This window comes from Sphingomonas liriopis, assembly GCF_024211255.1.
GTDB lineage: Bacteria > Pseudomonadota > Alphaproteobacteria > Sphingomonadales > Sphingomonadaceae > Sphingomonas > Sphingomonas liriopis.
The window spans coordinates 130,771-154,407 of record NZ_JAMLDY010000010.1; the positions used below are offsets into that span (position 1 = coordinate 130,771).

Annotated in this window: 23 protein-coding genes; 9 read left to right on the top strand and 14 right to left on the bottom strand. The window is 68.7% G+C overall.

Annotated features, from left to right (window positions below):
* The first annotated feature begins 111 nt into the window (after positions 1–111).
* The 3 genes from M9979_RS10135 to M9979_RS10145 are packed head-to-tail and all read left to right on the top strand — an operon-like array spanning position 112 to position 5,468.
* Entirely contained in the window at positions 112–3,357 is a 3,246-nt protein-coding gene (locus M9979_RS10135; RefSeq protein ID WP_254289238.1) for an efflux RND transporter permease subunit, read from the top strand.
* Positions 3,357–4,913: an efflux transporter outer membrane subunit gene (locus M9979_RS10140; RefSeq protein ID WP_422921909.1), complete on the top strand. Its 1,557-nt coding sequence runs from the start codon at positions 3,357–3,359 to the stop codon at positions 4,911–4,913. Before M9979_RS10135 ends, M9979_RS10140 begins: the two co-directional genes overlap by 1 nt.
* 45 nt (positions 4,914–4,958) lie before the next feature.
* The gene (locus tag M9979_RS10145) at positions 4,959–5,468 is read left to right on the top strand and encodes a GNAT family N-acetyltransferase (RefSeq protein ID WP_254289240.1); all 510 of its coding nucleotides are present in this window, start codon (positions 4,959–4,961) and stop codon (positions 5,466–5,468) included.
* A gap of 42 nt (positions 5,469–5,510) precedes the next feature.
* Here M9979_RS10145 and M9979_RS10150 read toward each other — a convergent pair whose 3' ends face one another.
* Positions 5,511–5,936, bottom strand: a complete 426-nt coding sequence (locus M9979_RS10150; RefSeq protein WP_254289241.1) for a phasin family protein — start codon at positions 5,934–5,936, stop codon at positions 5,511–5,513.
* A gap of 142 nt (positions 5,937–6,078) precedes the next feature.
* Here M9979_RS10150 and M9979_RS10155 point away from each other — a divergent pair, with 142 nt between their 5' ends.
* On the top strand, positions 6,079–6,267 hold the full coding sequence (locus tag M9979_RS10155) for a hypothetical protein (RefSeq protein ID WP_254289242.1): 189 nt from the start codon (positions 6,079–6,081) through the stop codon (positions 6,265–6,267).
* Positions 6,268–6,273: 6 nt separating this feature from the next.
* On the opposite strand, the gene M9979_RS10160 is transcribed toward M9979_RS10155, so the two are convergent.
* From M9979_RS10160 to M9979_RS10180, 5 genes are all read right to left on the bottom strand, one after another.
* Positions 6,274–6,753 (bottom strand): hypothetical protein, encoded by a 480-nt coding sequence (locus M9979_RS10160; RefSeq protein WP_254289243.1) that lies wholly within the window; start codon positions 6,751–6,753, stop codon positions 6,274–6,276.
* Positions 6,750–7,214: a hypothetical protein gene (locus M9979_RS10165; RefSeq protein ID WP_254289244.1), complete on the bottom strand. Its 465-nt coding sequence runs from the start codon at positions 7,212–7,214 to the stop codon at positions 6,750–6,752. Before M9979_RS10165 ends, M9979_RS10160 begins: the two co-directional genes overlap by 4 nt.
* A gap of 48 nt (positions 7,215–7,262) precedes the next feature.
* Positions 7,263–7,628, bottom strand: coding sequence for a hypothetical protein (locus M9979_RS10170; protein WP_254289245.1), 366 nt, complete (start codon positions 7,626–7,628; stop codon positions 7,263–7,265).
* Positions 7,629–7,667: 39 nt separating this feature from the next.
* Complete coding sequence (locus tag M9979_RS10175; protein WP_254289246.1) at positions 7,668–8,213, bottom strand: helix-turn-helix domain-containing protein; 546 nt, start codon at positions 8,211–8,213, stop codon at positions 7,668–7,670.
* A 206-nt stretch (positions 8,214–8,419) separates the two neighbouring features.
* Entirely contained in the window at positions 8,420–8,683 is a 264-nt protein-coding gene (locus M9979_RS10180; protein WP_254289247.1) for a hypothetical protein, read from the bottom strand.
* 187 nt (positions 8,684–8,870) lie between these two features.
* Between M9979_RS10180 and M9979_RS10185 the strand changes: the two genes are divergently transcribed.
* From M9979_RS10185 to M9979_RS10200, 4 genes are all read left to right on the top strand, one after another.
* Positions 8,871–9,536: a L,D-transpeptidase family protein gene (locus tag M9979_RS10185; protein WP_254289248.1), complete on the top strand. Its 666-nt coding sequence runs from the start codon at positions 8,871–8,873 to the stop codon at positions 9,534–9,536.
* Between the two features lie 109 nt (positions 9,537–9,645).
* Positions 9,646–10,299 carry a GAF domain-containing protein gene (locus M9979_RS10190; protein WP_254289249.1) on the top strand — a complete coding sequence of 218 codons (654 nt, stop codon included), beginning with the start codon at positions 9,646–9,648 and terminating at the stop codon, positions 10,297–10,299.
* Between the two features lie 155 nt (positions 10,300–10,454).
* A complete protein-coding gene (gene acnA / locus M9979_RS10195) occupies positions 10,455–13,139 on the top strand; it encodes an aconitate hydratase AcnA (RefSeq protein WP_254289250.1) in 2,685 nt (894 codons plus the stop codon).
* A 235-nt stretch (positions 13,140–13,374) separates the two neighbouring features.
* Positions 13,375–13,848, top strand: coding sequence for a DUF2141 domain-containing protein (locus M9979_RS10200; RefSeq protein WP_254289251.1), 474 nt, complete (start codon positions 13,375–13,377; stop codon positions 13,846–13,848).
* 32 nt (positions 13,849–13,880) lie between these two features.
* Here M9979_RS10200 and mtnP read toward each other — a convergent pair whose 3' ends face one another.
* The 6 genes from mtnP to M9979_RS10230 form a co-directional block, all read right to left on the bottom strand.
* Entirely contained in the window at positions 13,881–14,744 is an 864-nt protein-coding gene (gene mtnP, locus M9979_RS10205; protein ID WP_254289252.1) for an S-methyl-5'-thioadenosine phosphorylase, read from the bottom strand.
* Positions 14,741–16,138, bottom strand: coding sequence for an amino acid permease (locus M9979_RS10210; RefSeq protein ID WP_254289253.1), 1,398 nt, complete (start codon positions 16,136–16,138; stop codon positions 14,741–14,743). The genes mtnP and M9979_RS10210 overlap by 4 nt, the downstream gene beginning before the upstream one ends.
* A 218-nt stretch (positions 16,139–16,356) precedes the next feature.
* Positions 16,357–17,163, bottom strand: coding sequence for a transporter (locus tag M9979_RS10215; RefSeq protein ID WP_254289254.1), 807 nt, complete (start codon positions 17,161–17,163; stop codon positions 16,357–16,359).
* Positions 17,145–17,915: an exodeoxyribonuclease III gene (gene xth / locus M9979_RS10220; RefSeq protein WP_254289255.1), complete on the bottom strand. Its 771-nt coding sequence runs from the start codon at positions 17,913–17,915 to the stop codon at positions 17,145–17,147. The genes M9979_RS10215 and xth overlap by 19 nt, the downstream gene beginning before the upstream one ends.
* A gap of 6 nt (positions 17,916–17,921) precedes the next feature.
* A complete protein-coding gene (erpA, locus tag M9979_RS10225; RefSeq protein ID WP_254289256.1) occupies positions 17,922–18,260 on the bottom strand; it encodes an iron-sulfur cluster insertion protein ErpA in 339 nt (112 codons plus the stop codon).
* A 59-nt stretch (positions 18,261–18,319) separates the two neighbouring features.
* A complete protein-coding gene (locus tag M9979_RS10230; RefSeq protein ID WP_254289257.1) occupies positions 18,320–19,021 on the bottom strand; it encodes a M23 family metallopeptidase in 702 nt (233 codons plus the stop codon).
* A gap of 302 nt (positions 19,022–19,323) precedes the next feature.
* On the opposite strand from M9979_RS10230, the gene M9979_RS10235 reads away from it, so the two are divergent.
* Positions 19,324–20,292 carry an isopenicillin N synthase family dioxygenase gene (locus M9979_RS10235; protein ID WP_254289258.1) on the top strand — a complete coding sequence of 323 codons (969 nt, stop codon included), beginning with the start codon at positions 19,324–19,326 and terminating at the stop codon, positions 20,290–20,292.
* An 81-nt stretch (positions 20,293–20,373) separates the two neighbouring features.
* On the opposite strand, the gene M9979_RS10240 is transcribed toward M9979_RS10235, so the two are convergent.
* Both M9979_RS10240 and M9979_RS10245 read right to left on the bottom strand, forming a co-directional pair.
* A complete protein-coding gene (locus M9979_RS10240) occupies positions 20,374–21,588 on the bottom strand; it encodes a M20 metallopeptidase family protein (protein ID WP_254289259.1) in 1,215 nt (404 codons plus the stop codon).
* Between the two features lie 314 nt (positions 21,589–21,902).
* A complete protein-coding gene (locus tag M9979_RS10245; RefSeq protein ID WP_254289260.1) occupies positions 21,903–23,543 on the bottom strand; it encodes a helicase HerA-like domain-containing protein in 1,641 nt (546 codons plus the stop codon).
* Between the last annotated feature and the right edge of the window lie 94 nt (positions 23,544–23,637).

A 23,637-nucleotide genomic window follows, 5' to 3' on the forward strand; every position in this document is an offset into this window, starting at 1 on the left:
CGAGCCTGTCGCAGCACAGGTTTCCCCAAGCGCACGTCTCGCTCACGGGCCTGCCCTTCGACAGGCTCAGGGCGAACGGGTGTTTTCGAGAATGTCAGGCCACCAGCCCCGATGATTAGCCGCATCTTCATCGATCGCCCGATCTTTGCCTGGGTGCTGGCGATCATCGTCATGCTCGCGGGCGTGGGCGCGATCCTCAGCCTGCCGATCGCGCAATATCCCGACGTCGCGCCGCCGCAGGTGTCGATCCGCGCCACCTTCCCCGGCGCCAACGCACAGACGCTGCAGAATTCGGTGACGCAGGTCATCGAACAGCAGCTGACCGGGATCGACGGGCTGCTCTATTTCAGTTCGTCGTCGTCGAGCCGCGGCGCGGTGACGATCACCGCGACCTTCGAAAAGGGCACCGACCCCGACATCGCGCAGGTGCAGGTGCAGAACCAGGTGCAGCAGGGCGTCGCGCGCCTGCCGCAACAGGTGCAGCAGCAGGGCCTCGTCGTCCGCAAGTCGAACCCGGACAACCTCCTGATCGTCGGTGTCTATGACGAAACCGATGCGCGCACCAACCAGGACGTCAGCGACTATCTCGTCTCCAACCTGCAGGACCCGCTGGGTCGCGTGCAGGGCGTGGGCGACGTCAACGTCTTCGGGTCGCAATATGCGATGCGGATCTGGCTCAACCCCGAACGGCTGGCGAGCTATCAGCTGATCCCGTCCGACGTGACGACAGCGATCCAGAACCAGAATACCGAGGTCGCGGCGGGCGAGGTCGGCGGCCTGCCGTCCGGCCCCGAACAGATGCTCAACGCGACCGTCACCGCGCAGTCGCGGTTGCAGACGCCCGAGCAGTTCCGGCAGATCATCCTCAAGACGCTGCCGTCGGGCGCGACCGTCCGCCTGTCCGACGTCTCACGGATCGAGCTGGGCGCGGAAAGCTATGCCGCGGTCAGCCGCGTCAACCGCCACCCGGGCGCCGGCATCGCCGTGCTGCTCGCGCCGGGCGCCGACGCGCTGGAGACCGCCGAGCTGGTCAAGGCCGAGGTCGCGCGCGTGTCGAAGGGCTTCCCGGCGGGCCTCAAGGTCGCCTACGCCAACGACACCACCGCCTTCATCAAGCTGTCGATCGAGGAAGTGGTCAAGACGCTGATCGAGGCGGTGATGCTCGTCGTCATCGTCATGTTCGTCTTCCTGCAAAGCTGGCGCGCGACGCTGATCCCGACGATCGCGGTGCCGGTCGTGCTGCTCGGTACGTTCGCGGTGTTCCATCTCGCCGGCTTCTCGATCAACACGATGACGCTGTTCGGGCTCGTCCTCGCCATCGGCCTGCTCGTCGACGACGCGATCGTCGTCGTCGAGAACGTCGAGCGGCTCATGGAGGAGAACCCCGACATGACCCCGCGCGAAGCGACGATCGAATCGATGAACGAGATCACCGTCGCGCTGATCGCGATCGCGCTGGTGCTGTCCGCGGTGTTCCTGCCGATGGCGTTCTTCGGCGGGTCGACCGGCGTCATCTATCGCCAGTTCTCGATCACCATCGTCTCGGCGATGGTGCTGTCGGTGCTCGTCGCGCTGATCCTGTCGCCGGCGCTCACCGCCTCGCTGCTCAAGCAGAAGTCGAAGGAGGCCGAGGAGGGCCAGGGCTTCAAGCGCCGCTTCCCGCGCGTCGCCGGCTGGGGCACCAAATCCGCCGACTGGTTCAACCGCAATTTCGAGGCCGGGGTCGAACGCTATACCAGCGCGGTCAAGACCGTCGTGGATCGCAAGTGGCTGTTTCTGCTGATCTATGCCGGTATCGTCGCGCTGCTCGTCGTGCTGTTCATGCGGCTGCCGACCGGCTTCCTGCCGACCGAGGACCAGGGGTCGGCGATCGTCCAGTTCCGCCTGCCCGCCGGCGCGACGCAGGCGCGCACGCTGCAGGTGCAGCGGCAGGTGGAAAACTATTTCGCGCAATACGAGCCTAAAAATACGTCCGTCCTGTTCACCGTCGCGGGCGGCGGCGGCGGCGGGACGAGCGGGCAGAATACGGGGCAAGGCTTCCTCAACTTCGTCGACTGGGCGGATCGCAAGGGCAAGGACAATACCGCCGACGCGATCACCGGCCGTGCCTCGGGCGCGTTCCGCGGGCTGCGCGATGCGCAGGTGTTCGCGCTGGTGCCGCCGGCGATCCGCGGCCTCGGCTCGTCCGACGGTTTCACGATGGAGTTGCAGAACACCGGCGGCCTGACGCAGGACCAGTTCAACGCCGCGCGCGACAAATTGCTTGGCCTTGCCAACGCCGATCCGCTGCTCGCCTCGGTGCGGCTCACCGAATTGCCCGACATCGCGACGCTGCGTGTCGACATGGACCAGCAGAAGCTCGCCGCGCTGGGCCTGACGCAGACCAACGCCAACGGCACGCTGACCACCGCCTGGGGCGGGCAGTACGTCAACGACTTCATCGACCGCGGTCGCGTCAAGCGCGTCTACGTGCAGGGCGACGCGCCGTACCGCTCGAGCCCCGAGGACCTGAAGCAATGGTTCGTGCGCGGGTCGAGCGGGCAGATGGTGCCCTTCTCGTCCTTTGCTACCACCGGCTGGGCGACCGCGCCGACGACGCTGTCGCGGTTCAACGGCATCTCGTCGTTCGAATTCCAGGGTTCGGCCGCCGCGGGCAAGAGCTCGGGCGATGCGATGACGCGGATGGCGGAACTGGCGGCGCAGATCCCGGGCACCTCGGTCGCCTGGGCGGGCCTGTCCTATCAGGAGCGGTTGTCCTCGGGGCAGGCGCCGCTGCTGTACGGCCTGTCGATCCTCGTCGTCTTCCTGTGCCTCGCGGCACTCTACGAAAGCTGGTCGATCCCGTTCGCGGTGCTGCTGGTCATCCCGCTGGGGCTGATCGGCGCGATCGCCTTCGTGACGCTGCGCGGGCTGACCAACGACGTCTACCTCCAGATCGGACTGCTGACGACGATGGGACTGGCGGCGAAGAACGCCATTCTGATGATCGAATTCGCCGAACAGGCGGAACGCAAGGGCGCGCGCGTCATCGATGCCGCGCTGGAGGCAGCCAAGATCCGTCTGCGGCCGATCCTGATGACGTCGTTCGCCTTCATCTTCGGCGTGCTGCCGCTGGCGATCTCGACCGGTGCGGGCGCCAACAGCCGGATCGCGATCGGCACCGCGGTGATCGGCGGGATGCTGTCCGCGACCTTCCTCGCGATCTTCTACATCCCGTTCTTCTTCGTGCTCGTCCGCCGCGGCGCGCGCGACGGGATCGCCAAATTGCGCGGGAAGCCGACCGGGCATCAGGGCGGGCAGGACGACCATCCGCCCGCGCCGCCGATGCCGCCAGCCGTGAATCCGGAGCCCGCATGATGCGCCGCCTGATCCTCTCCGTGGCGCTCGCCGGAAGCGCGCTCGCCGGCTGTTCGATGGAGCCCAAATACGTCCGCTCCGAACTGCCGGTGCCGCCGTCGTGGCCGGTCGGCGACGCCTATCTGCGGGCAAGCGAGGCGACGCTGCCGGCGATCACCTATCGCGACGTGTTCAAGGACGTGCGGCTGCAGGCGATCATCGACCGTGCGCTCGCCAACAACCGCGACCTGCGCCTTGCCGCCGCCAACATCGCCGCGGCGCGCGCGCAATATCGCATCCAGCGCGCCGATCTGTACCCCGCGGTCGACGCCTCGGGCCGCTACACCTATTCCGGCGGCGGCAATGGTGCGCGCAGCACCGCGAGCAGCGGCAGCACCGGCAATACGGGCACGGGCACCGATACGGGCACGGGCAACACCGGGACGGGCACCGGATCGACCGGCACGATCACCACGACGAGCAGCGGCAGCAACAGCGCCTTTTCCGCGCAGGTCGGGGTCACCGCGTTCGAGCTCGACCTGTTCGGCCGCATCCGCTCGCTGTCGCGCGCTGCGCTCGACCGCTATTTCGCCACCGAGGCCGCCGCGCGCGCGACGCGGCTGACGCTGGTGGGCGATATCGCCGATGCGTGGCTGACCTATGCCGCCGACCAGAGCCTCCTGAAGATCGCGCAGGACACCGCGACCAGCGCGCAGAAGAGCGTGCGGCTGACCCGCGCGCGGCTGGAAGGCGGGATCAGCGCGCGTACCGACCTGCGCCAGGCCGAACAGATCCTCGAGACCGCCAACGCCGATCTCGCCGAGCAACGCACCGCGGTGGCGCAGGACGTCAACGCGCTGCAACTGCTCGTCGGCGCGCCCGTCGACGCCGCGCTGCTGCCTGTGTCGATCGAACAGGCGCAGGCGACGATCGCCACCCTGCCCGCCGGGCTCGACAGCCGCATCCTGCTGCGCCGCCCCGACGTGGTGCAATCCGAATACGAACTGCGCGCCTATAATGCGGAGATCGGGGCGGCGCGCGCCGCGCTGTTCCCGCGCATCTCGCTGACCGGGCTGGTCGGTTTCGCCAGCACCGCGTTGTCGTCCTTGTTCAGCGGCGGCGCGTTCAACTATTCGGTCGCGCCGTCGGTCAGCTATCCGATCTTCCAGGCGGGCGCGGCACGCAACAACGTCCGCTATACCGAGGCGCAGCGCGACGGCGCGCTCGCGACCTACGAAAAGACGATCCAGACCGCGTTCCAGGAAACCGCCGACGCGCTCGCGCGGCAGGGGACGATCGCCGACCAGCTGCGCGCGCAGACCAACTTCCAGGCCGCCGCCGCCGACACGCTGCAACTGGTCAACGCGCGCTATCAGGGCGGCATCGACACCTTCCTGTCGAGCCTCGACGCGCAACGTTCGCTCTACACCGCGCAGCGGACGCTGGTGGCGACGCAGCTGACCGGCGCGAGCAACCGCGTGACGCTGTACCGCGTGCTCGGCGGCGATTCGTCGCTGGAGGCGACGGCGCAGGGCCCGCTGCCGGTTTCGCCAAACGGCGCGCCACGTCGCGATTGACGGACGCGCCTTTCACCGCTTGACCGGACGGGCAGGAGAGCCGCCATGAGCCACACGATCCGCCGTTTCCGCCCGACCGACGATGTCGCGATGCTCGCCTTCGCCGCGACGCTGCCCGAACACGACCTGCTGTTCCTCGGCCGCGACCTGCGCCACCCGCGCGTCGTCGAGGCGTGGCAGCAGGCGGTCGGCGAAGGCTGGATCGACAGCCTGGTCGGCGAGGACGACGGCCGCATCGTCGCGAGCGCCGCGCTGGTCCGCGATCCGCTGGGCTGGAGCGGCCATGTCGGCGAGATCCGGCTGCTCGTCGCCCCCGACCGGCGCGGCGCGGGGCTCGGCGGCGACCTGCTCGAGGCGTTGCTCGCCATCGCGCACGCGCACGGCCTCGCCAAGCTGACCGCGACGATGACGCCCGATCAGGCGGGATCGATCGCGCTGTTCGAAGGGCTGGGCTTCGCGCGCGAGGCGCTGCTCGTCGACCACGTCCGCGACGGCGGCGGCCAGCCCCACGACCTGCTGGTGCTGGCGCGGGCGATGCCGTCGACCGCCGGCTGACCCCGTCGAACCGCGTCCGACGGGGCAGGTCCGGGCGGGGCGTCAGTCCGGCTTGCTATCGCCACCCGGACGCAGCGGCGTCACCGCGTCGCGGCCGAACTGCATGATGAGCTCGCCGATCTCGCGCGCCTGGTTCATCGCGCGCTGGCCCTGATCGCGCAAATAGTCGCCTTGGATGCGCATCACGTCGCCCAGGTCCTTGGCCTTCGCCGCCTCGCGCATCGCCTCGAACGCCTGATGCGAATTCTGTTCGGCCTGTTCGATGATCTTCAGCCCGATCGTCGCGCTGCCGTCGGCGACCTTCTGGCCCGATGCGCGCAGCGCCTCGCCGGCGCGGCGGGCGGGGTCGATCACATGATCGGAAAACGCCTCGCGCGCGCGGCCTGCGGTGTCGCGCATCGCGTCCGCCGCGCCTTTGCCGCCGTTCTGTCCGTCGGTTCGGCCTGCACCCGTGTCGTCCGCCATCATCGCTCTCCTGTCTGCCTTGCCCGGGTCCGCGTCGTCGCGATCACCGGCATGGCCGTGAACGTCCGATCGGCGGCTTTGCTCCGGCTCCGTCCGGCGCGAACCGGCTTCCCGTCCGGCGCGCGGCGCAGTAGGACGTAGCGCGATGGACACGCCACAGGACCCGACCGAGCGCAGGATTCGCGGCGAATTGCTGCATCGCGCCGTTGCGCTGGGCGAGGAGCTGATGCGGCTCGCCGACGATCTCGATCTGGCGGTGGCGGGGCTGCACATCTGCCAGGGGGTCGAGACGATGCGCGAGGAGGCCGAACGGCTGGTCGGCCCGCAGGCGTAGGCGCGATCAGGCGGTGCCGACGCAGCGCAACACCAATGCCAGCCCGTCGCCGGTCAGCGTCGACCGCGCGACGACATCGCTCCCGCCGTCCGCGACGGACCCGCCGATCAGCCCGCGTGCCTCCAGCACCGCCAGCCAGCGTGCCAGCACCGGCGGCCGCAGCGGGATGGTCGCCGCGATCTCGCCCGCAGACAGTCCGCGCCCGTCCTCGAACGCGATGAACAGCGTCAGCAGGATGTCCCAGCCGGGCTCGCCGAACAGGTCCGCCGCCGGCCCCGCCATCACGTCGCGCGCGCGCCGCTGCGCCAGCAGCGTCCGGGCGCGATCGGCATCGCTGGGCTCCTGCGGCCCGGCCGGTACGCAGGCGACGATCTCGCCGCGGCCGCGCGCCGCGATCGCCCGGACGCGCTCCAGCGCAGCGGCGAGGCGTTCGTAATCCTGACGGTCGCGCTCGTGCCAGCGCAGCAACCGGAAGTCGGCACTCATGGTCGTTCGATGTCCGGTCTGTGCAGCGACCAGTCGCGGTCGCTGCCGAAGGTGGCGATCCGCCGGCGATGGCGCAGCGCGCCGATCGCCAGCAACGCCAGCATGGGATAGGCGATCTTGCCGCTCGCCCCGGCGTACATCCACGGCACCAGATCGGGGGCGAACCCCTTCACGCCGTGGATCGCGATGGTAATGACGTGCAGCGCGCTGACGTACAGCGGCCAGAAGCGATCGGCGTAGAGCGCGATCCCGACCAGCCCCAACAGCACGCCCAGATCGACGCCGAGCGCCAGCATATCCACCGAGTGAAAGCTTTCGTGGGGTTCGAACGGCAGCAGGAATGTCGCCGCCGATCCGATCAGGAACACCAATGCCGTATAACGTTCGGGAGCGCCGCCCAATCGAAAGGCCAGCGCACACGCCGCGAACAGGACGATATTGAACGTGATGACGTGGGTCATGGCCTGGCCTGCCAAAGGAGCAACGATGGGAAGGCCAGGCCATGACACCTAGGCAGCGACGCGCAGATGGCTGACGTCGGCACCCGTCGGGGCGAAATCGGGCTTCGGACGTTCGTCGCCGAAGCTCGTTTCATAACCGATCTGCTTTCCGATCTTTTCGATGACGCGATGGCCGGCAACGGTGTGGCCGCGGGCCGCGCCGATCGCGACGAGCGCCTGGCCGAGCACCTCGAACGCCTGCTGCCCGGCGATCGCGGGCAGATTGGCGGCGGCCCGGGCGCGGGGCAGCGCGGCGAGCAGTTCGCCGCTGGTGGCGAAGGCCTCGTCGAGCTGCGTCTCGAGGCGCCACAGCAGTTCGGATACGGCGTCGGCTGCGGCTTGGGTGTTCGCATAGGACACATCGGCGTAGGACATGGGCCACCTTTCCACCCCATGGGGGCGCTTTCGCTGAAGTCAGGAAAGGTGGCGGGTCACCACTTCGATCAATCGGGTCAGGACCTGGAGACCGGTCATCAGCATGCCGAAACCGATGGCGATGCCGAGTGTGATGGCCTGTATCCAGATCAACCGATCCCCGACCGACAGGTCGTTGCCCCGTTGCCCTTTCCGCCGATAGGGCAACCGGCTTCCCGGGGAGGACGGCCTTGCGGTCGCCTCCCCGGTATCCCCCGGTGCTCCGACGATCATCTCGTCCGGCACCACCGGGACTGGCAGGACGGCGGCGGGTTCGGATAGCCGCGCAGAATCGCCCCCGATTTTGTCGGGGGCGGCCGGAGCAGGTGCGGAAACGCTGGCCTCATGCTCCGCCCAGCGCAGCGCCGCGTCGCGACGGTTGCGCGCGCCGAGCAGCCGCACCGCTTCGGTCAGATAGCTGTCGACGGTCGATTTCTCGATGCCCAGATCGTCGGCGATCTCCTTCGATCCCTTGAGCTGGCGCACGCCGCGCAGGCATTCGCGATGGCGTCGGGTCAGGCGATCGAATCGGGCGGTGTCTTCCACCGCTCCGGTGTCCTGTCTGGGGCGTAGGGATGCAAGGGGCGGCGCGGTCGGCCCCGCGCCAACGGAATTCGAGCGTTCCGCCGGCCCCGCGCCCTGCCGGTCCTCCGGCGTCTGCTCCGTCTCGGTCACTGTCCCCACGTCGTCCGCCGCTATCGTCCCGATCTAGCACGGATTGCCGGCATCGCCATCGAAACCGCCGGGGCGGCCTATTTGGCGGACGCCTTGGACGCCTTGGGCTTGCGAACGGTCGCGCGCTTGCCGCGGCGGGTGGCGACCGGGGCCTTGCGCGCGCGCAACAGCGGCACCGCCAGCGCGGCGGCCGCACCGGCGATCAGCGTGCCGCCGATCGCGATCCACGCGCCGACGCCCAGCCCTTCGCCACGCGACGGCGTGTCGGGGGCGGCGGGCGGCGCCTCGTCGTGATGGGTCGGGCCGGCGTGCTTCATCGCTGCATTGGGGATATGGGACATGGATTCGATCCTTTCGCGACGTCCAACCCGAGGGCGCGCGGCAATGTTCCCGTTCCGCAACGAAGGTTGATGCCGGCCGCGGCTGTACCGGCACGGCACAGCGCGAATCCGCGGCTGGCCAAGCCCGCGATTCCCGCGCATCGTAACGCCCGTTGCTATGGAGAGCCCCGTTCTTTTGGAGAGTATCGTGGCCGCACGCCGGGCGCTTATCGCCAAGCTGATCCTCGCGGTCGCCGTGATCGGCGTCGCCGCGGCCGCGGTCGCGCCGCGCCGTGCTGTCGTGCCCGCCGCGCCGGCCGTCGCGGCGGCGTCGGTCGCCGCACCAACGAAAGCGCCGGCGCGTGCGGCCGTCGCCAAGGCTCCGCCTGCTCCCGCGCCCGCCCCCAGCCCTACGCCGATCGCGATCAAGCGCATCCTCGACATCGGCCCGATCAAGTTCGGCGATTATGCCTGGGACGCCAAGGGCGTGCCCGACGGGCCGCTGATCGTCACCGTCGATCTCGCCGCGCAGACCTTGTCGGTCTTCCGGGGCGGCTATGAGATCGGCGCCGCCGCGATCCTGTACGGCACCGACGACAAGCCGACCCCGCTCGGCAGCTTCCCGATCCTGATGAAAGATGCGCACCATTTCTCGCGCACCTATGGCAACGCGCCGATGCCCTATACGCTGCGGCTGACCGGTGACGGCGTTTCGGTTCATGGTACGGAGGTCGCCTGGGGCTATGCGACGCACGGCTGTATCGGCGTGCCGACCGCCTTCGCACGGTTGCTGTTCGCAGAGGCCAGGGTCGGCGACCGCGTCATCATCACCCGCGGCAAGGCGCTCGCCACCGGACAGGCGATCGTCGGCTGACGATCGATCGGCATCGCCGCAAATCCGTCCGCCTTTGCTCGCCTAAACCCTTGTCGTCCTGCTGGAACCGCTGCTAGTTTTCCGGATCTGGGAGAGGCCGGATCGAGCGATGATGGACGAGGAAGACAGGCTGGCGGCGCTGGCGCGGTACGATCTGCTCGATACGCCGCCCGAGCGGACGTTCGATGCGCTGGTCGAGACCGCCGCCGAGCGATTCGACACGCCCATCTCCACCATCTCGCTGATCGACGCACGCCGGCAGTGGTTCAAGGCGCGGATCGGCCTCGATATCGGCGAGGGGCCGATCGAGGAATCGTTCTGTGCCAAGGTAATCGAACAGGACGACGTGTTCGTCGTTCCCGACGCCACGCGCGACGACCGGTTCCGCGACTATCCCAACGTCACCGGTGGTCCGGGCATCCGCTTCTACGCCGGCGCGCCGCTGCGGATGCGCGACGGGGCGCGGATCGGCACGATCTGCGTCGTCGACGTCGAACCGCGCGGCGATCTGGATGCCGAGGAACGGCTGGCGCTGGAGGACCTCGCCCGCCGCACCGTCGCCGCATTCGAGCTGCGCCGCGACCTGCGCGCGGCGGGCCATGGCGACGGGGAGCTCCCCGACGTACGACCCTGGCTCGATCAGGCGGGCGATCATCTCGCCAAGGCGTGGGCGGCGCTCGACCTCGTCGGTGCCACCGCCGAGCTCGCCCGACTGGAACAGGTGATCGTCGAGGTCGACGCGCTGCGGCTGGCGCGGCGCTGACGCGCTTTCACGCAACCGCAGCATCGGTGCTTCCCCCGCCGGTTACCCCTTGCTAAGGCCGCCGCGACACACGCTTTCGCTGAAGCGCTCTCGCGCGCCCGCGCGGTCTTCCGGCCGCCTCCCCGAGCGCCCTGGGCCATATAGAAGGGATCATCATGACCGCCATCGGCCAGGACAGCCTGAATACCCGCACGACGCTCGATGTCGGCGGCAAGACCTATGCCTATTACAGCCTCGACAAGGCCGCGGCGAAGTTCGGCGACATCAGCCGCCTGCCCTTCTCGATGAAGGTGCTGCTCGAGAACATGCTGCGCTTCGAGGACGGCAAGACCGTGACCGAGGCCGACGTGCAGGCGATCGTCGACTGGCAGCAGGAGCGCCGGTCGGATCGCGAGATCCAGTATCGCCCCGCGCGCGTGCTGATGCAGGATTTCACCGGCGTCCCCTGCGTCGTCGATCTCGCCGCGATGCGCGATGCGATCACCAAGCTCGGCGGTGACGCCGCCAAGATCAATCCGCAGGTTCCCGTCCACCTTGTCATCGACCATTCGGTCATGGTCGACGAATTCGGCACGCCGCAGGCGTTCGAGGAGAACGTCGATCTCGAATATCAGCGCAACGGCGAGCGCTATGAGTTCCTGAAGTGGGGTTCGGCCGCACTCGACAATTTCAAGGTCGTGCCGCCGGGCACCGGCATCTGCCATCAGGTGAATCTCGAATATATTGGCCAGGCGGTGTGGTCGTCGGACAGCGTCGGCGAGCACGGCGACGGCACGCCGGTCGCCTATCCCGACACGCTGGTCGGCACCGACAGCCACACGACGATGATCAACGGCCTGGGCGTGCTCGGCTGGGGCGTCGGCGGCATCGAGGCGGAAGCGGCGATGCTCGGCCAGCCGGTCAGCATGCTGATCCCCGAGGTCGTCGGCTTCAAGCTGACCGGCGCGCTGCGCGAGGGCATCACCGCCACCGACCTCGTGCTCACCGTCACGCAGATGCTGCGCGCCAAGGGCGTCGTCGGCCGCTTCGTCGAATTCTTCGGCCCGGGCCTGTCGTCGATGACGCTCGCCGACCGCGCGACGATCGCCAACATGGCGCCCGAATATGGCGCGACCTGCGGCTTCTTCCCGATCGACGACAAGACGATGGACTATATGCGCCTGACCGCGCGCTCCGAGGAGAACGTCGCGCTGGTCGAGGCATACGCCAAGGCGAACGGCTTCTGGCGCCACGACGATGCACCCGAGCCCGTCTTCACCGACACACTCGAACTCGACATGGGCACCGTCACCGCCAGCCTCGCCGGCCCGAAGCGCCCGCAGGACCGCGTCAGCCTCGGCAAGGTCGACGAGGTGTTCAACGGCGACCTGTTCAAGATCTACCATAAGGAGCGCGCCGTCCGCGTCGACGTGCCCGATCGCGGCCATGACATCGGCGACGGCGACGTCGTGATCGCGGCGATCACCAGCTGCACCAACACGTCGAACCCGTCAGTGCTCGTCGCCGCCGGCCTCGTCGCGCGCAAAGCGAACGCGCTCGGCCTCAAGCCCAAGCCGTGGGTGAAGACGTCGCTGGCACCGGGTAGCCAGGTCGTCACCGACTATCTCAACAAGGCCGGCCTCACCGCCGATCTCGATGCGTTGGGCTTCAACCTCGTCGGCTATGGCTGCACGACCTGCATCGGCAATTCGGGCCCGCTGCCCGGCCCGATCTCGACCGCGATCAACGAAAACGACCTCGTCGCCGCCAGCGTGCTGTCGGGCAACCGCAACTTCGAAGGCCGCGTGTCCGCCGACGTCCGCGCCAACTTCCTCGCCTCGCCGCCGCTCGTCGTCGCCTATGCGCTGAAGGGCACGGTGACGCTCGACATGACCGAGACGCCGCTCGGGCAGGGCACCGACGGGCAGGACGTCTACCTCAAGGACGTGTGGCCGACCAACCAGGAGGTCGCCGACGTGATGGCGGCGAACATCGACGACACGATGTTCCGCAGCCGCTACGGCAACGTCTATGCCGGCGACGCCAAGTGGCAGGCGATCGACGTCACCGAATCGGACACCTACGCCTGGCCTTCGGGGTCGACCTATGTCGCCAACCCGCCCTATTTCGACGGGCTGGAAATGACCCCGAAGCCGGTCACCGACATCATCGAGGCGAAGCCGCTCGCGATCCTCGGCGATTCGATCACCACCGACCACATCAGCCCGGCGGGCTCGATCAAGGCGGACAGCCCGGCGGGCAAGTGGCTGATGGAGCGGCAGGTGTCGCGCGCGGACTTCAACAGCTATGGCGCGCGCCGCGGCAACGACCACGTCATGGTCCGCGGCACCTTCGCCAACATCCGCATTCGGAACGAGATGGTGCCGGGGATCGAAGGCGGCATGACCAAATTCGACGGCGAGACGATGCCGATCTTCGACGCGGCGATGCGCCACAAGGAGAACGGCACGCCGCTCGTCATCGTCGCGGGCAAGGAATATGGCACCGGCTCCAGCCGCGACTGGGCGGCGAAGGGCACCAACCTGCTCGGCGTGCGCGCGGTCATCACCGAGAGCTTCGAGCGAATCCACCGTTCCAACCTGGTCGGCATGGGCGTGCTGCCGCTCCAGTTCGCCGAAGGGGTGACGCGCGAGACGCTGAGGCTCGACGGGTCTGAGACGTTCACCATCACCGGCGTCGCGAGCCTGCGTCCGCGTCAGACCGTCGAGGTGACCCTCACCCGCGCAAATGGCGTCGCGGAGACGTTCGAAACGCGCTGCCGCATCGATACCGTCAACGAGCTGGAATATTTCCTCAACGGCGGCATCCTGCAATACGTGCTGCGCAACCTCGCCGCGTAAGCGGGCGCACAGGGCGAGAATGGGGGAGGTGCCGCGAGGCGCCTCCCCTTTTTCGTTGGGCTTCTAACCGACGAATCGTCATCACCGCGCAGGCGGGGATCCATAGTCGCCAGTCTGGCGAGAGCGACCAACATCAGCGACTATGGATTCCCGCCTGCGCGGTGATGACGATGGTTGAGGGGCGGCCACACGCTCGCCATATCGCGCGCTATACTCACGCTTTTCCGGGAGCCTTATGGTCCGCCTGATCGTCCCGTTCTCTCTGCTCGCGCTCGCCACACCGGCAAGTGCCCAGCGCAATACCGCCGGCTGCACCGCTGCGACGGCACACCGGCTGATCGTTACCGTCCGCGGCCTGCGCGCCGGCGGTGGCGGCGTGCGCGTCCAACTCTACGATGCGGCGGGCTTCCTCGAAAAAGGCCGCTGGCTTGCCCGCGTCGAAGCGTCGGCGGAGGGCAAGCGCACGATCGAGGTCTGCGTCCCCGTCCCCCGCCCCGGCACCTATGGCATCGCCGTCCGGCACGATGCCAACGCCAACGGCAAATCCGACGGGACGGACGGCGGCGGCTTCTCCCGCGATCCCAAGCTGTCGCTGCTGCGGCTGAAGCCGGCGTTCGCACAGGTGGCGGTGCCGGTGGCGGCGGGAACGAGCCGCGTCGCGGTAACGATGAACTATCGTCATGGGCTGAGCGTCGGGCCGGAGCGCTGACCCAAAAAGTCCCTCCTCTTCAGAGGAGAGGCTTAAGAAGAGCCCAACGCCCGTCCCGCGATCGCATCGAGCTTCGCGACCAACGCAGGATCGCGCGCGCTCTTCGCGGTGATGATCGCGCTGTCCAGACACGTATCGATCGGCGACGCCGTCCGCTCCGCCGGCAGCGACCGCAACAGTCGCATCACCATCGCGCGCGCCTTCACCGCATTGGCGGAGAGCTGCGCGATCACCTGCGCCACATCGACCGCCGCCTCGCCCTCGCGCCAGCAGTCGTAATCGGTGACCATCCCGACCAGCGCGTAAGGCAGCTCCGCCTCGCGCGCGAGCTTCGCTTCGGGCATCGCAGTCATGCCGATGACGCAGGCCCCCCATTGCCGGTAGAGATGGCTCTCCGCCCGCGTCGAGAATTGCGGCCCCTCCATCGCCAGATAGGTGCCGCCGCGCGTCGTCTCCTCGCCCGCCGCATCAGCGACCAGCGCGGACAGCCGCGGGCAGACCGGATCGGCCATCGAGACGTGCGCGACGCAGCCCATGCCGAAGAAGCTGGATACCCGTCCCTTCGTCCGGTCGATGAACTGATCGACGACCGTGAAGCTGCCCGGCGGCCGATCCTCGACCAGCGACCCCACCGACGACACCGCCAGCACGTCGGTGACGCCGAGCCGCTTCAACGCGTCGATATTGGCGCGCGCATCGATCGCTTCCGGGCTGATCCGATGCCCGCGCCCGTGCCGCGGCAGGAACGACACCGCGACGTGCCCTACCCGGCCAGTGAAGATTGCGTCCGACGGCTGCCCCCAGGGACTCGCGACCGTCACCCAGCGGCCGTCCTCGATCCCCTCGACGTCGTACAGGCCCGATCCGCCGATGATGCCGATATGCCAGCCGCTCACGGTTGCGCGATCTCAGCGCGACTGCGCGCGTAGAGGAAATAGACCAGCAACCCGAACGCGTTCCAGCCGACGAAGGCGAGCTGCGTCACCACCTGCAGACTGGTGAACAGGTACAGGCAGCCAAGAATCGCCAGCGGCGCGACGACGAAGGCGAACGGCGTGCGGAACGGCCGCCTCGCCGCGGGATCGCGCCGGCGCAGCACCAGCACGCACGCCGCCACCGCGACGAAGGCGCAGAGCGTCCCCGCATTGGCGAGGCTGGCGATGACGTCCAGCGGCGCGAGGCCGGCGATGACCGCGACGAACACCGCGGTCATCGCGGTGATCCGCGCCGGCGTGCCGCGCCTGCTCACCCTGGCGAGGCTTGCCGGCAGGAAGCCGTCGCGCGCCATGACGAGGAAGATGCGGCTCTGTCCGTAGAGGAAGGCGAGCAGCACCGTCGGCAGCGCGATCGCCGCCGCGGCGGCGACGACGGTCGCGACCTTCGGCTGACCCAGTTCGCGCAGGATCAGCGCCAGCGGCTCGGCGCTCTTGCCGAATTGCGTGTAGCTGATCGCACCCACCGCGGTCGCCGCGACGATCATGTAGATCGCGGTGCAGGCCAGCATCGATCCGACGATGCCGATCGCGAGATCGCACTCGGGGTTCTTCGCCTCCTCCGCCGCGGTCGAGATCGCGTCGAAGCCGTAGAAGGCGAAGAAGATGATCGCCGCCGCGCCCATCACGCCATATTTCACGCCGCCCTCGCCGGTCGGGCTGCCATAGCCGTAGGGGGTGAAGGGGTGGAGGTTGGCGGCGTCGAAACGCGGCAGCGCGACGCCGACGAACAGCGCCAGCGTAACGATCTTGAGCAGCACCAGCGCGGTGTTGATCCGCGCGCTTTCCCGCGTGCCGAGCATCAGCAGCCCCGCGACCACCGCGATGATCGCCACCGCGGGCACGTTGACGACGCCGCCGAGCCCGGGCCCGTTGGCCAGCGCATTGGGCACGACGATGCCCAGCCCCTTCAAAAACCCGACCGCATAGCCCGACCAGCCGACCGCGACGGTCGAGACGACCAGCGAATATTCGAGGATCAGGCTCCAACCGACGACCCAGGCGATCACCTCGCCCAGCACCGCATAGCTGTAGGTATAGGCCGATCCCGACGCGGGGATCATCGTCGCCATCTCGGCATAGCAGAGCGCCGCGCAGGCGCAGATCGCACCCGCGACGACGAACGACACGATCACCGCCGGCCCGGCGCGCTCCGCCCCGACGCCGATCAGCGTCAGGATGCCGGTGCCGACGATCGCACCGACGCCTAATGCCACCAGATGCGGCCAGCCGAGCGTGCGCGCCAATTGCCGCTCGGGCGGCTGCGCGTGGATCGTCTTGCGGCGGAACAAACTCATGCGATCCCTTCCCCTGAATGGGGAGGGGTATAGGCGGTTGCGGAGGTGGTGGGTAGCGGGAGGCAATCGCTCGCCCCACTTCCCCCGTCACCCCGGACTCGTTCCGGGGTCCACCGGGCCGCAGGCGTATCGCTCGAGCCCGAAGCCATGCGCCTCGCCGCAGAGTGGACCCCGGAACACGTCCGGGGTGACGAGGGAGGTGGAGCGACCCGGCGCCCCTAGAACCGCCGCGAGATCCCTGCGGATAGTTCCACATCCGGCGCATCGTGGTTGAGGCCGGCGACACCGTACAGGTCGAGCTGCCAGTCGTCCGCCGGCTGCCATGCGACCGACAGCGCGGCCAGCGCCTGCGTCGTATGCTCATCGGGATCATTGTCCTGAATCAGCTGGCCCTCCGCCGCGAACGACACCGCTTCGGACAGCTTGAACGTCGCGCCGCCGGCAGCGCTGTAGCGCAAGTGACGGCCGGGCTGGTCAGCGTTCGGCTGCGCATCGACCTCGGGCGTAGCATCGAGCTGGACGCGTTCCGACACGTCGTAGCTCAAGGGCAGCAGGAACCCCGCGCCCCATGTCCCCGCCCCGATCGGCGTACGGCCGACCGGCAGCGTCACATAGGGAAGCGCCGCGACCGAGAATCCGTTGCCGTCGGGGTGCGCCAGCGACGCCTTCACGCCCAGCGATACGTCGCCGACGCGGCCCGTACGATCGATCGCGCCACTCTGGCGGTCGCGCACGCGCTGATGGCCGTACGGTGTCCAGCCGATCCGCGCCTCCACCGTGTCGCTGACCCCGACGCGGACCAGCGTATCGCCGATCAGCAGCGTGTCGGTACGCGCATCCGGCTGGCGATCGAGCGTCCAGTCGACCACCCCCGTCTCGACCGAGACATGGCCGCGATCGACGATGCACGCCGGCGTGTCGAGGCCAGGCCGCTCCGGGCAGTAGTCGCGGCTCTGCGCCAGCGCCGGCGTGGCGGTCAGCGCGGCGAGCGCCAGCACCAGCCGCTTCACGTCAACCGCACCCATGTCGGTGCGTGGTCGCTCGCCTTCTCGCGACCGCGATAGTCCTTGTCGACGCCGGCATCGACCAGCCGGTCGGCGGCCTGCGGGCTGAGCAGCAGATGGTCGATGCGGAACCCCGCGTCACGCTGCCACGCGCCCGCCTGATAGTCCCAGAAGGTCCACACACCGCCCTTCGGCTGGCGGGTGCGCAACGCGTCGGTCCAGCCCTGCGCGAGCAGGCGGCGATAGGCGGCGCGGCTTTCGGGCTGCATCAGCGCGTCCTCAGCCATCGCGCGCACCGAGAAGGTGTCGTCGTCGTTGGGGATGACGTTGTAATCGCCCATCAGGACGGTCGGCACCTCGTCGTCGAGCAGCACCTGTGCGCGCGCCGCGAGCCGCTCCATCCAGCGCAATTTATAGTCGAACTTGGGGCCGGGCTGCGGATTGCCGTTGGGGAGGTAGATCGACGCGACGACCAGCCCGTCGATCTCGCATTCGAGATAGCGGCTATGCTCGTCCTCGGGTTCGCCGGTCAGGCCGCGTTGCCGCTCGACGGGCATCGCGGCCTTCGCGAGCACTGCGACGCCGTTGAAGCCCTTCTGTCCGTGCCACACCGAGCCATAGCCGGCGCCCTCGATGTCGCCGAAGGGAAAGGTGTCGTCGCTGCACTTGATCTCCTGCAGGCAGACGACGTCGGGCTGCTGTTCGGTGAGATATTCGATCAGCCGCGGCAGTCGCGCCTTGATGCCGTTGACGTTGTAGGTGACGAGCTTCACGAACGATCAGACCGCGAAGCTGGAGCCGCAGCCGCATCCCGAGGCGGCGTTGGGATTCTCCACCCGGAACGCCGCACCGCCCAGCGATTCGACGTAATCGACCTGACAACCGCGCACGAGATCGAGGCTGACGCTGTCGACCACCAGCCGCACACCGTCGGTTTCGGCGACGGTATCGTCGGCGTCCGGCGCGTCGGCGAAGCCGAACTTGTACTGGAACCCCGAACAGCCGCCGCCATCGACCGACAGGCGGAGGATCGCGGGCTTGTTCTGCTTGCCCGCGATCGCCGCGACGCGCGCGGCGGCGGCGGGGGTCAGCAGGATGTCGGGTGAGAGCGTAGCCATGTCGGGGGAGATAGGCGCGCTATGGGGTGGGGGCAACCGCGATGGGCGCGCCCCCGCGATCAATCCTGCGCGGCGGGGCCGTCGGTCGAGACCGGGATCGCGTGAACTGCGCGGTCCTGCGAGGCGAGCAGATAGTCGGCGGTGGTCAGGAACGGGATCGGGTTGACCGCATGGCCATCGATGCGGACCTCGTAATGAAGGTGCGGGCCGGTCGAGCGCCCGGTCGACCCCATCAACGCGATCAGCTGGCCGCGGGTGACGCGCGCGCCGTCGGCGACGAGGATCCTGGACAGGTGGCCGTAGCGGGTGGCGATGCCCTTGCCGTGGTTGATCTCGACCATGTTGCCGTAGCCGCCCAGGCGCGAGGCGTGATCGACGATGCCGTCGGCGGTGGCGTAGATCGGCGTGCCGACGGGGCCGGGGATATCGACGCCGGCGTGCATCGCCGCGGTGCCGCGGAACGGATCCGAACGGATGCCGAAATTGCTGGTGAACTGCAGGTGCTGGACCGGCTGGACCGAAGGGATGGCGATCGCGCCCTGCGGCGTCGTGTCGAGCTTCTTCCAGCTCTGGAACAGCGTGCGGAACTGCGCATCGGCCTTCAGATCGGCCTGAGCCTCGCTGCCGTTGGCGGCGAGCAGCGGGCCGCCGACGGCGGTCGGCGATGCGGTGGCGGTGGCGGCGGTCTGTGCCGTGGCAGGTGCCGACAGACCGATGGCGAGCGAGACGATAGCGGCGACAGTACGAACGAAGATGTTCATCGGACCCCAACGATAATGCGCCGTACCCGCCCTGATCGGGCCCGGCTGATGTAACTCGTCGTGTTTCGCAGCCCCACCGCGCCCCAGACGCCGATTGTCTGCCTGCAATCGGTTGTCGCCGGCAAGCCCAACGCGCGCCGCCGCGCGATCAAGCGGCTGCCCGCCGCGGCGAGTCGATGAGACGAGGTCACCCGGCCCGCTCATCGCCCCGCCGAATCGTGCCGATCCGCCCCCTTACGTCGGGGCATGACGGCGGGGCCGCGGCGGGGTATAACCGTCGCTTCATCAGACGGATGGCCTTCATGCTCGATACCCCTGCCTCGCCGCTCGACGCGGACGTGCCCACCCTCAGCCTTGCGACGCAGGCACACGATCCCGACGGCTTCGCCGCCGCGTTCGGCGAATCGTTCGAACGGTTCGGCTTCGCGATCGTCGCCGACCACGGCATCCCGCACGATCTGATCGCGCGCGCCTGGCGCGAGACCGAGGCGCTGTTCGCGCTGCCGGAAGCGGAGAAACGCGACCATTTCGTCGCCGGCGGCGGCGGCGCGCGCGGCTATACGCCGTTCAAGACCGAGATCGCCAAAGACGCGAAACACGTCGACCTCAAGGAATTCTGGCATATCGGGCGCGAGCTGCCCGCCGGGCATCGCTATGCGGACAGCATGGCGCCCAACATCTGGCCGGCGCGACCGGAGGGGTTCACGGACACGTTCCTCGAGCTGTTCACCGCCTTCGACCGCGCCGGCGACCGGCTGCTGTCGGCGATCGCGCGGCATCTAAGCCTCGCCCCCGACTGGTTCGATCCGGCGGTGAAGGACGGCAATTCGGTGCTGCGCCTGCTCCACTATCCGCCGATTCCCATGGATGCCGAGGGCGTGCGGGCGGGCGCGCACGAAGACATCAATCTCATCACGCTGCTGCTCGGCGCGGAGGAGGCTGGCCTCGAACTGCTCGACAAGAACACCGGCAAGTGGCTGGCGATCAAGCCGCCCGAGGGCGCGATGGTGGTCAACGTCGGCGACATGCTGCAGCGGCTGACCAACCACGTCCTGCCCTCGACCACGCACCGCGTCGTCAACCCGCCACCCGAGCGCCGCGGCCATTCGCGCTATTCGATGCCGTTCTTCCTGCATCCGGCGCCCGATTTCCTGATCGAGACGCTGCCGCAGACGGTGAGCGCGGCGAACCCCAACCGCTATCCCGAACCGATCACCGCCCACGACTATTTGCACCAGCGACTGGTCGAGATCGGGCTCATCAAGAAGTGATCGTCCGTTTCATCTAGTTATAGCGGCGCGCCACATATCCCTCGTCACCCCGGAACAAGTCCGGGGTAACGAGGGCTTGGGTCAGTCGAAGCCGCGCTCCAGATAGCGCGTCGCGACCGCGCAATGGATCGCGACGCCCTTCGCCATGACCGATTCCTCGATCGTCATCCGCGTGTTGTGGAGCGGCGGGTTGGTCGCCGGATCGCTGCCCGCCGGCGCGACGCCGAGGAAGGCGAAGGCGCCGGGATATTCGCGCAGGACGTAGGAGAAATCCTCCGCACCCATCATCGGTTGCGGCATCTTCGCGAAAGGCTGGCCCAGATCGCCCGCCACCGCTTCGACCAGCGCGGCGCCGCGCGGATCGTTGACCGTCACCGGATAGCCGCTGTCGATCGTCACCTCGGCGGTGGCGCCGTGCGCGATCGCGACATGTTCGGCGATGCGGCGGAGCGCGGCGTGCATCGTCGTGCGCGTCGCCTCCGACAGCGTGCGCAGCGTGCCGAGCATGCGCACCGCGTCGGGGATGATGTTGTGTGCCGAGCCGGCGTCGATCTTGGTGATCGACAGCACCGCGGGGTCGGTTACCGCGATCCCGCGCGCGACGAAGGTCTGGAACGCGGTGACGATCTCGCACGCGACCGGCACCGGGTCGATGCAGTCGTGCGGCATCGCGGCGTGCCCGCCCGCGCCCCGCACGACGACGTGCACGGTGTCGGCGGACGCCATGATCGAACCCGCCCGCGTGACGACGACGCCTGCGGGGGCGTTGGGGGTGATGTGCAGCGCAAAGGCGGCGTCGGGGGCAGCGATGGCGAGCAGCCCGTCGTCGATCATGAAACGCGCGCCGTGGTGCCCCTCCTCGCCCGGCTGGAACATGAAGACGATCGTGCCGGGCAGCGTCTCGGCCCTCGCGCTCAGCGCCTTCGCCGCGCCGACCAGCATCGCGGTGTGCGAATCGTGGCCGCAGGCGTGCATGCGGCCGGGGATCGTGCTGGCGAAGGGCAGCCCCGTCTCCTCCTGCAAGGGCAGCGCGTCCATGTCGCCGCGCAGCAGCACGGTGCGGCCGTTGTCGCCCGCCGACCCGCGCAGGATCGCGATCAGACCGCTGGTCGAAGGGCCTTCGTGGAATTCGAGCGGCAGGCCGGCGAGCGCCGCCTTGATCTTGGCGGTGGTGCGGCGGCAGTCGAGGCCGATCTCCGGCTCGGCATGGATCGCGCGGCGCAGCGCGACGACGTCGTCGAGTTCGGCCTCTCCGGCCGCGGTCCAGTCGGTGAGGCTGTGGTCGTCGAGGGACATGGGGTTTGCTCCGGTTACGCGGAGGGTTTTGCGCCTGTGGGCGGGCGTTGTCGAGGCGCGCTTGCCTCATACAAGATCGTCATCCCCGCGGAGGCGGGGATCCATAGTCGCCGAACGTGCGGTGCCATCGCGAATGTGGCGACTATGGATTCCCGCCTTCGCGGGAATGACGAGGGTTGGGAAAGGGGAATGCCCCCCTTCGTCATCCCGGCGAAAGCCGGGACCCACGGATGCGCGGCGCCGATGGTAGCGCGCCGCCGCAGCCGATCGCGTCCATGGGTCCCGGCTTTCGCCGGGATGACGGCAGGGAGGCCTCACCGCCGCATCAGATTGCCCAGCACGCTGCGCAGCACCGTTCCCACCAGTCCGCCGCCCGACGACGACCGCCGCGAGCCCGAACCGAACACCTGCTTGCCGATCTCGTTCGCCACCTGCCGGCCGATCGACGAGCTCGCCGCGCGGGTGGCGGAGGTCATCGCCTTCGACCACGGCGAATTGGCCGCCTCGCGCTCCGCAACGCGTTGCGCTTGCGCATCCGCCTTGGCCTGCGCCGCCTGAAGACGGGCGGCGTCCTTGGCGGCCCGCGCGTCGTCCTTCGCCTGCAACGCCGCGGCTTTCTCTGCATCGTTCGCGGCCCGCGCCGCAGCGGCGGAGGCGGCGGCCTCCTGCGTCTTGGCGGCGAGGATTTCCTCGGCCGATTCGCGGTCGATCGCGGTATCGTATTTGTCGCCGACCGCGTCGGTCTGGATCATCACCAGCCGTTCCTGCGGGCTGACCGGGCCGACCCGGCTGGCGGGCGGCTTGATGAGCGTGCGCTCGACCGGCGACGGCGATCCGTCCGCCTGGAGCAGCGACACCAAAGCCTCGCCGACCTTCAGCTCGGTGATCGCGGTGGCGACGTCGACGCCGGGATTGGCGCGGAACGTCTCCGCCGCCGAGCGCACCGCCGCCTGGTCGCGCGGCGTGAAGGCGCGCAAGGCATGCTGCACGCGATTGCCGAGCTGGCCTGCGACCGTATCGGGAATGTCGATCGGGTTCTGCGTGATGAAATAGACGCCGACCCCCTTGGAGCGGATCAGGCGGACGACCTGTTCGATCTTGTCGAGCAACCCCTTGGGCGCATCGTCGAACAGCAGATGCGCCTCGTCGAAGAAGAAGACGAGCCTGGGTTTGTCGGGATCGCCGACCTCGGGCAGATGCTCGAACAATTCGCTCATCAGCCACAGCAAAAAGGTGCTGTAGAGCTTCGGCGCGGCCATCAGTTTGTCGGCGGCGAGGACGTTGACGATGCCCCTGCCCTTGTCGTCGGTGCGGATGAAGTCGTCCATCTCCAGCGCGGGTTCGCCGAAGAAATGCTCGCCGCCCTGCGTGCGCAGCTGGAGCAGCGAGCGCTGGATCGCGCCGATCGATTGCTTGGAGACATTGCCGTAGGTCGTCGTCAGCTCGTCCGCCCGCGTCGCGCAATGCGCCAGCATCGACTGGAGGTCGTCGAGGTCGATCAGCAGCAGCCCCTCCTTGTCGGCGACGTGGAAGGCGATCGTCATCACGCCCTCCTGCACCTCGTTGAGGTCCATCAGGCGGGAGAGGAGCAGCGGCCCCATCTCGCTGACCGTGGTGCGGATCGGATGGCCCTGTTCGCCGTACAGGTCCCAGAATTGCACCGGATTGTCGGCATAGGCCCAGTCGGTGTCGCCGATCTCCGCGGCGCGCGCGGCGAAGGCACCGTGCGTCTTGGCGGTCGGCGATCCGGCCATGGCGAGGCCCGACAGGTCGCCCTTCACGTCGGCGACGAAGCTCGGCACGCCGATGCGCGAGAAGCCCTCGATGATCCCCTGCAGCGTCACCGTCTTGCCGGTGCCGGTCGCACCCGCGATCAGGCCGTGGCGGTTGGCGCGCTTGAGGTCGAGGCATTGCGGCTTGCCGCCGCCCAGACCGATGAAGATGCCGTCGCTCATGTCCGCTCCCATGGTTGCCCGCGCAGACCTACCCCGGCGCGCGAACAAAAGAAAAGGGCCGCCGCTCCGAAGAGCGACGGCCCCGTCCCGCTTC

What these genes read in the sequence shown, in the direction of transcription:
- M9979_RS10155 (WP_254289242.1), top strand. Translation starts at nt 6,079, where the DNA reads ATGGACACGCCACAGGACCCGACCGAGCGCAGGATTCGCGGCGAATTG.
- acnA (WP_254289250.1), top strand. Translation starts at nt 10,455, where the DNA reads ATGACCGCCATCGGCCAGGACAGCCTGAATACCCGCACGACGCTCGAT.
- M9979_RS10200 (WP_254289251.1), top strand. Translation starts at nt 13,375, where the DNA reads ATGGTCCGCCTGATCGTCCCGTTCTCTCTGCTCGCGCTCGCCACACCG.
- M9979_RS10190 (WP_254289249.1), top strand. Translation starts at nt 9,646, where the DNA reads ATGATGGACGAGGAAGACAGGCTGGCGGCGCTGGCGCGGTACGATCTG.
- M9979_RS10170 (WP_254289245.1), bottom strand. Translation starts at nt 7,628, where the DNA reads ATGTCCTACGCCGATGTGTCCTATGCGAACACCCAAGCCGCAGCCGAC.
- M9979_RS10140 (WP_422921909.1), top strand. Translation starts at nt 3,357, where the DNA reads ATGCGCCGCCTGATCCTCTCCGTGGCGCTCGCCGGAAGCGCGCTCGCC.
- M9979_RS10215 (WP_254289254.1), bottom strand. Translation starts at nt 17,163, where the DNA reads ATGGGTGCGGTTGACGTGAAGCGGCTGGTGCTGGCGCTCGCCGCGCTG.
- M9979_RS10165 (WP_254289244.1), bottom strand. Translation starts at nt 7,214, where the DNA reads ATGACCCACGTCATCACGTTCAATATCGTCCTGTTCGCGGCGTGTGCG.
- M9979_RS10245 (WP_254289260.1), bottom strand. Translation starts at nt 23,543, where the DNA reads ATGAGCGACGGCATCTTCATCGGTCTGGGCGGCGGCAAGCCGCAATGC.
- M9979_RS10235 (WP_254289258.1), top strand. Translation starts at nt 19,324, where the DNA reads ATGCTCGATACCCCTGCCTCGCCGCTCGACGCGGACGTGCCCACCCTC.
- M9979_RS10210 (WP_254289253.1), bottom strand. Translation starts at nt 16,138, where the DNA reads ATGAGTTTGTTCCGCCGCAAGACGATCCACGCGCAGCCGCCCGAGCGG.
- M9979_RS10180 (WP_254289247.1), bottom strand. Translation starts at nt 8,683, where the DNA reads ATGTCCCATATCCCCAATGCAGCGATGAAGCACGCCGGCCCGACCCAT.
- M9979_RS10150 (WP_254289241.1), bottom strand. Translation starts at nt 5,936, where the DNA reads ATGATGGCGGACGACACGGGTGCAGGCCGAACCGACGGACAGAACGGC.
- M9979_RS10240 (WP_254289259.1), bottom strand. Translation starts at nt 21,588, where the DNA reads ATGTCCCTCGACGACCACAGCCTCACCGACTGGACCGCGGCCGGAGAG.
- M9979_RS10145 (WP_254289240.1), top strand. Translation starts at nt 4,959, where the DNA reads ATGAGCCACACGATCCGCCGTTTCCGCCCGACCGACGATGTCGCGATG.
- M9979_RS10160 (WP_254289243.1), bottom strand. Translation starts at nt 6,753, where the DNA reads ATGAGTGCCGACTTCCGGTTGCTGCGCTGGCACGAGCGCGACCGTCAG.
- erpA (WP_254289256.1), bottom strand. Translation starts at nt 18,260, where the DNA reads ATGGCTACGCTCTCACCCGACATCCTGCTGACCCCCGCCGCCGCCGCG.
- M9979_RS10230 (WP_254289257.1), bottom strand. Translation starts at nt 19,021, where the DNA reads ATGAACATCTTCGTTCGTACTGTCGCCGCTATCGTCTCGCTCGCCATC.
- M9979_RS10135 (WP_254289238.1), top strand. Translation starts at nt 112, where the DNA reads ATGATTAGCCGCATCTTCATCGATCGCCCGATCTTTGCCTGGGTGCTG.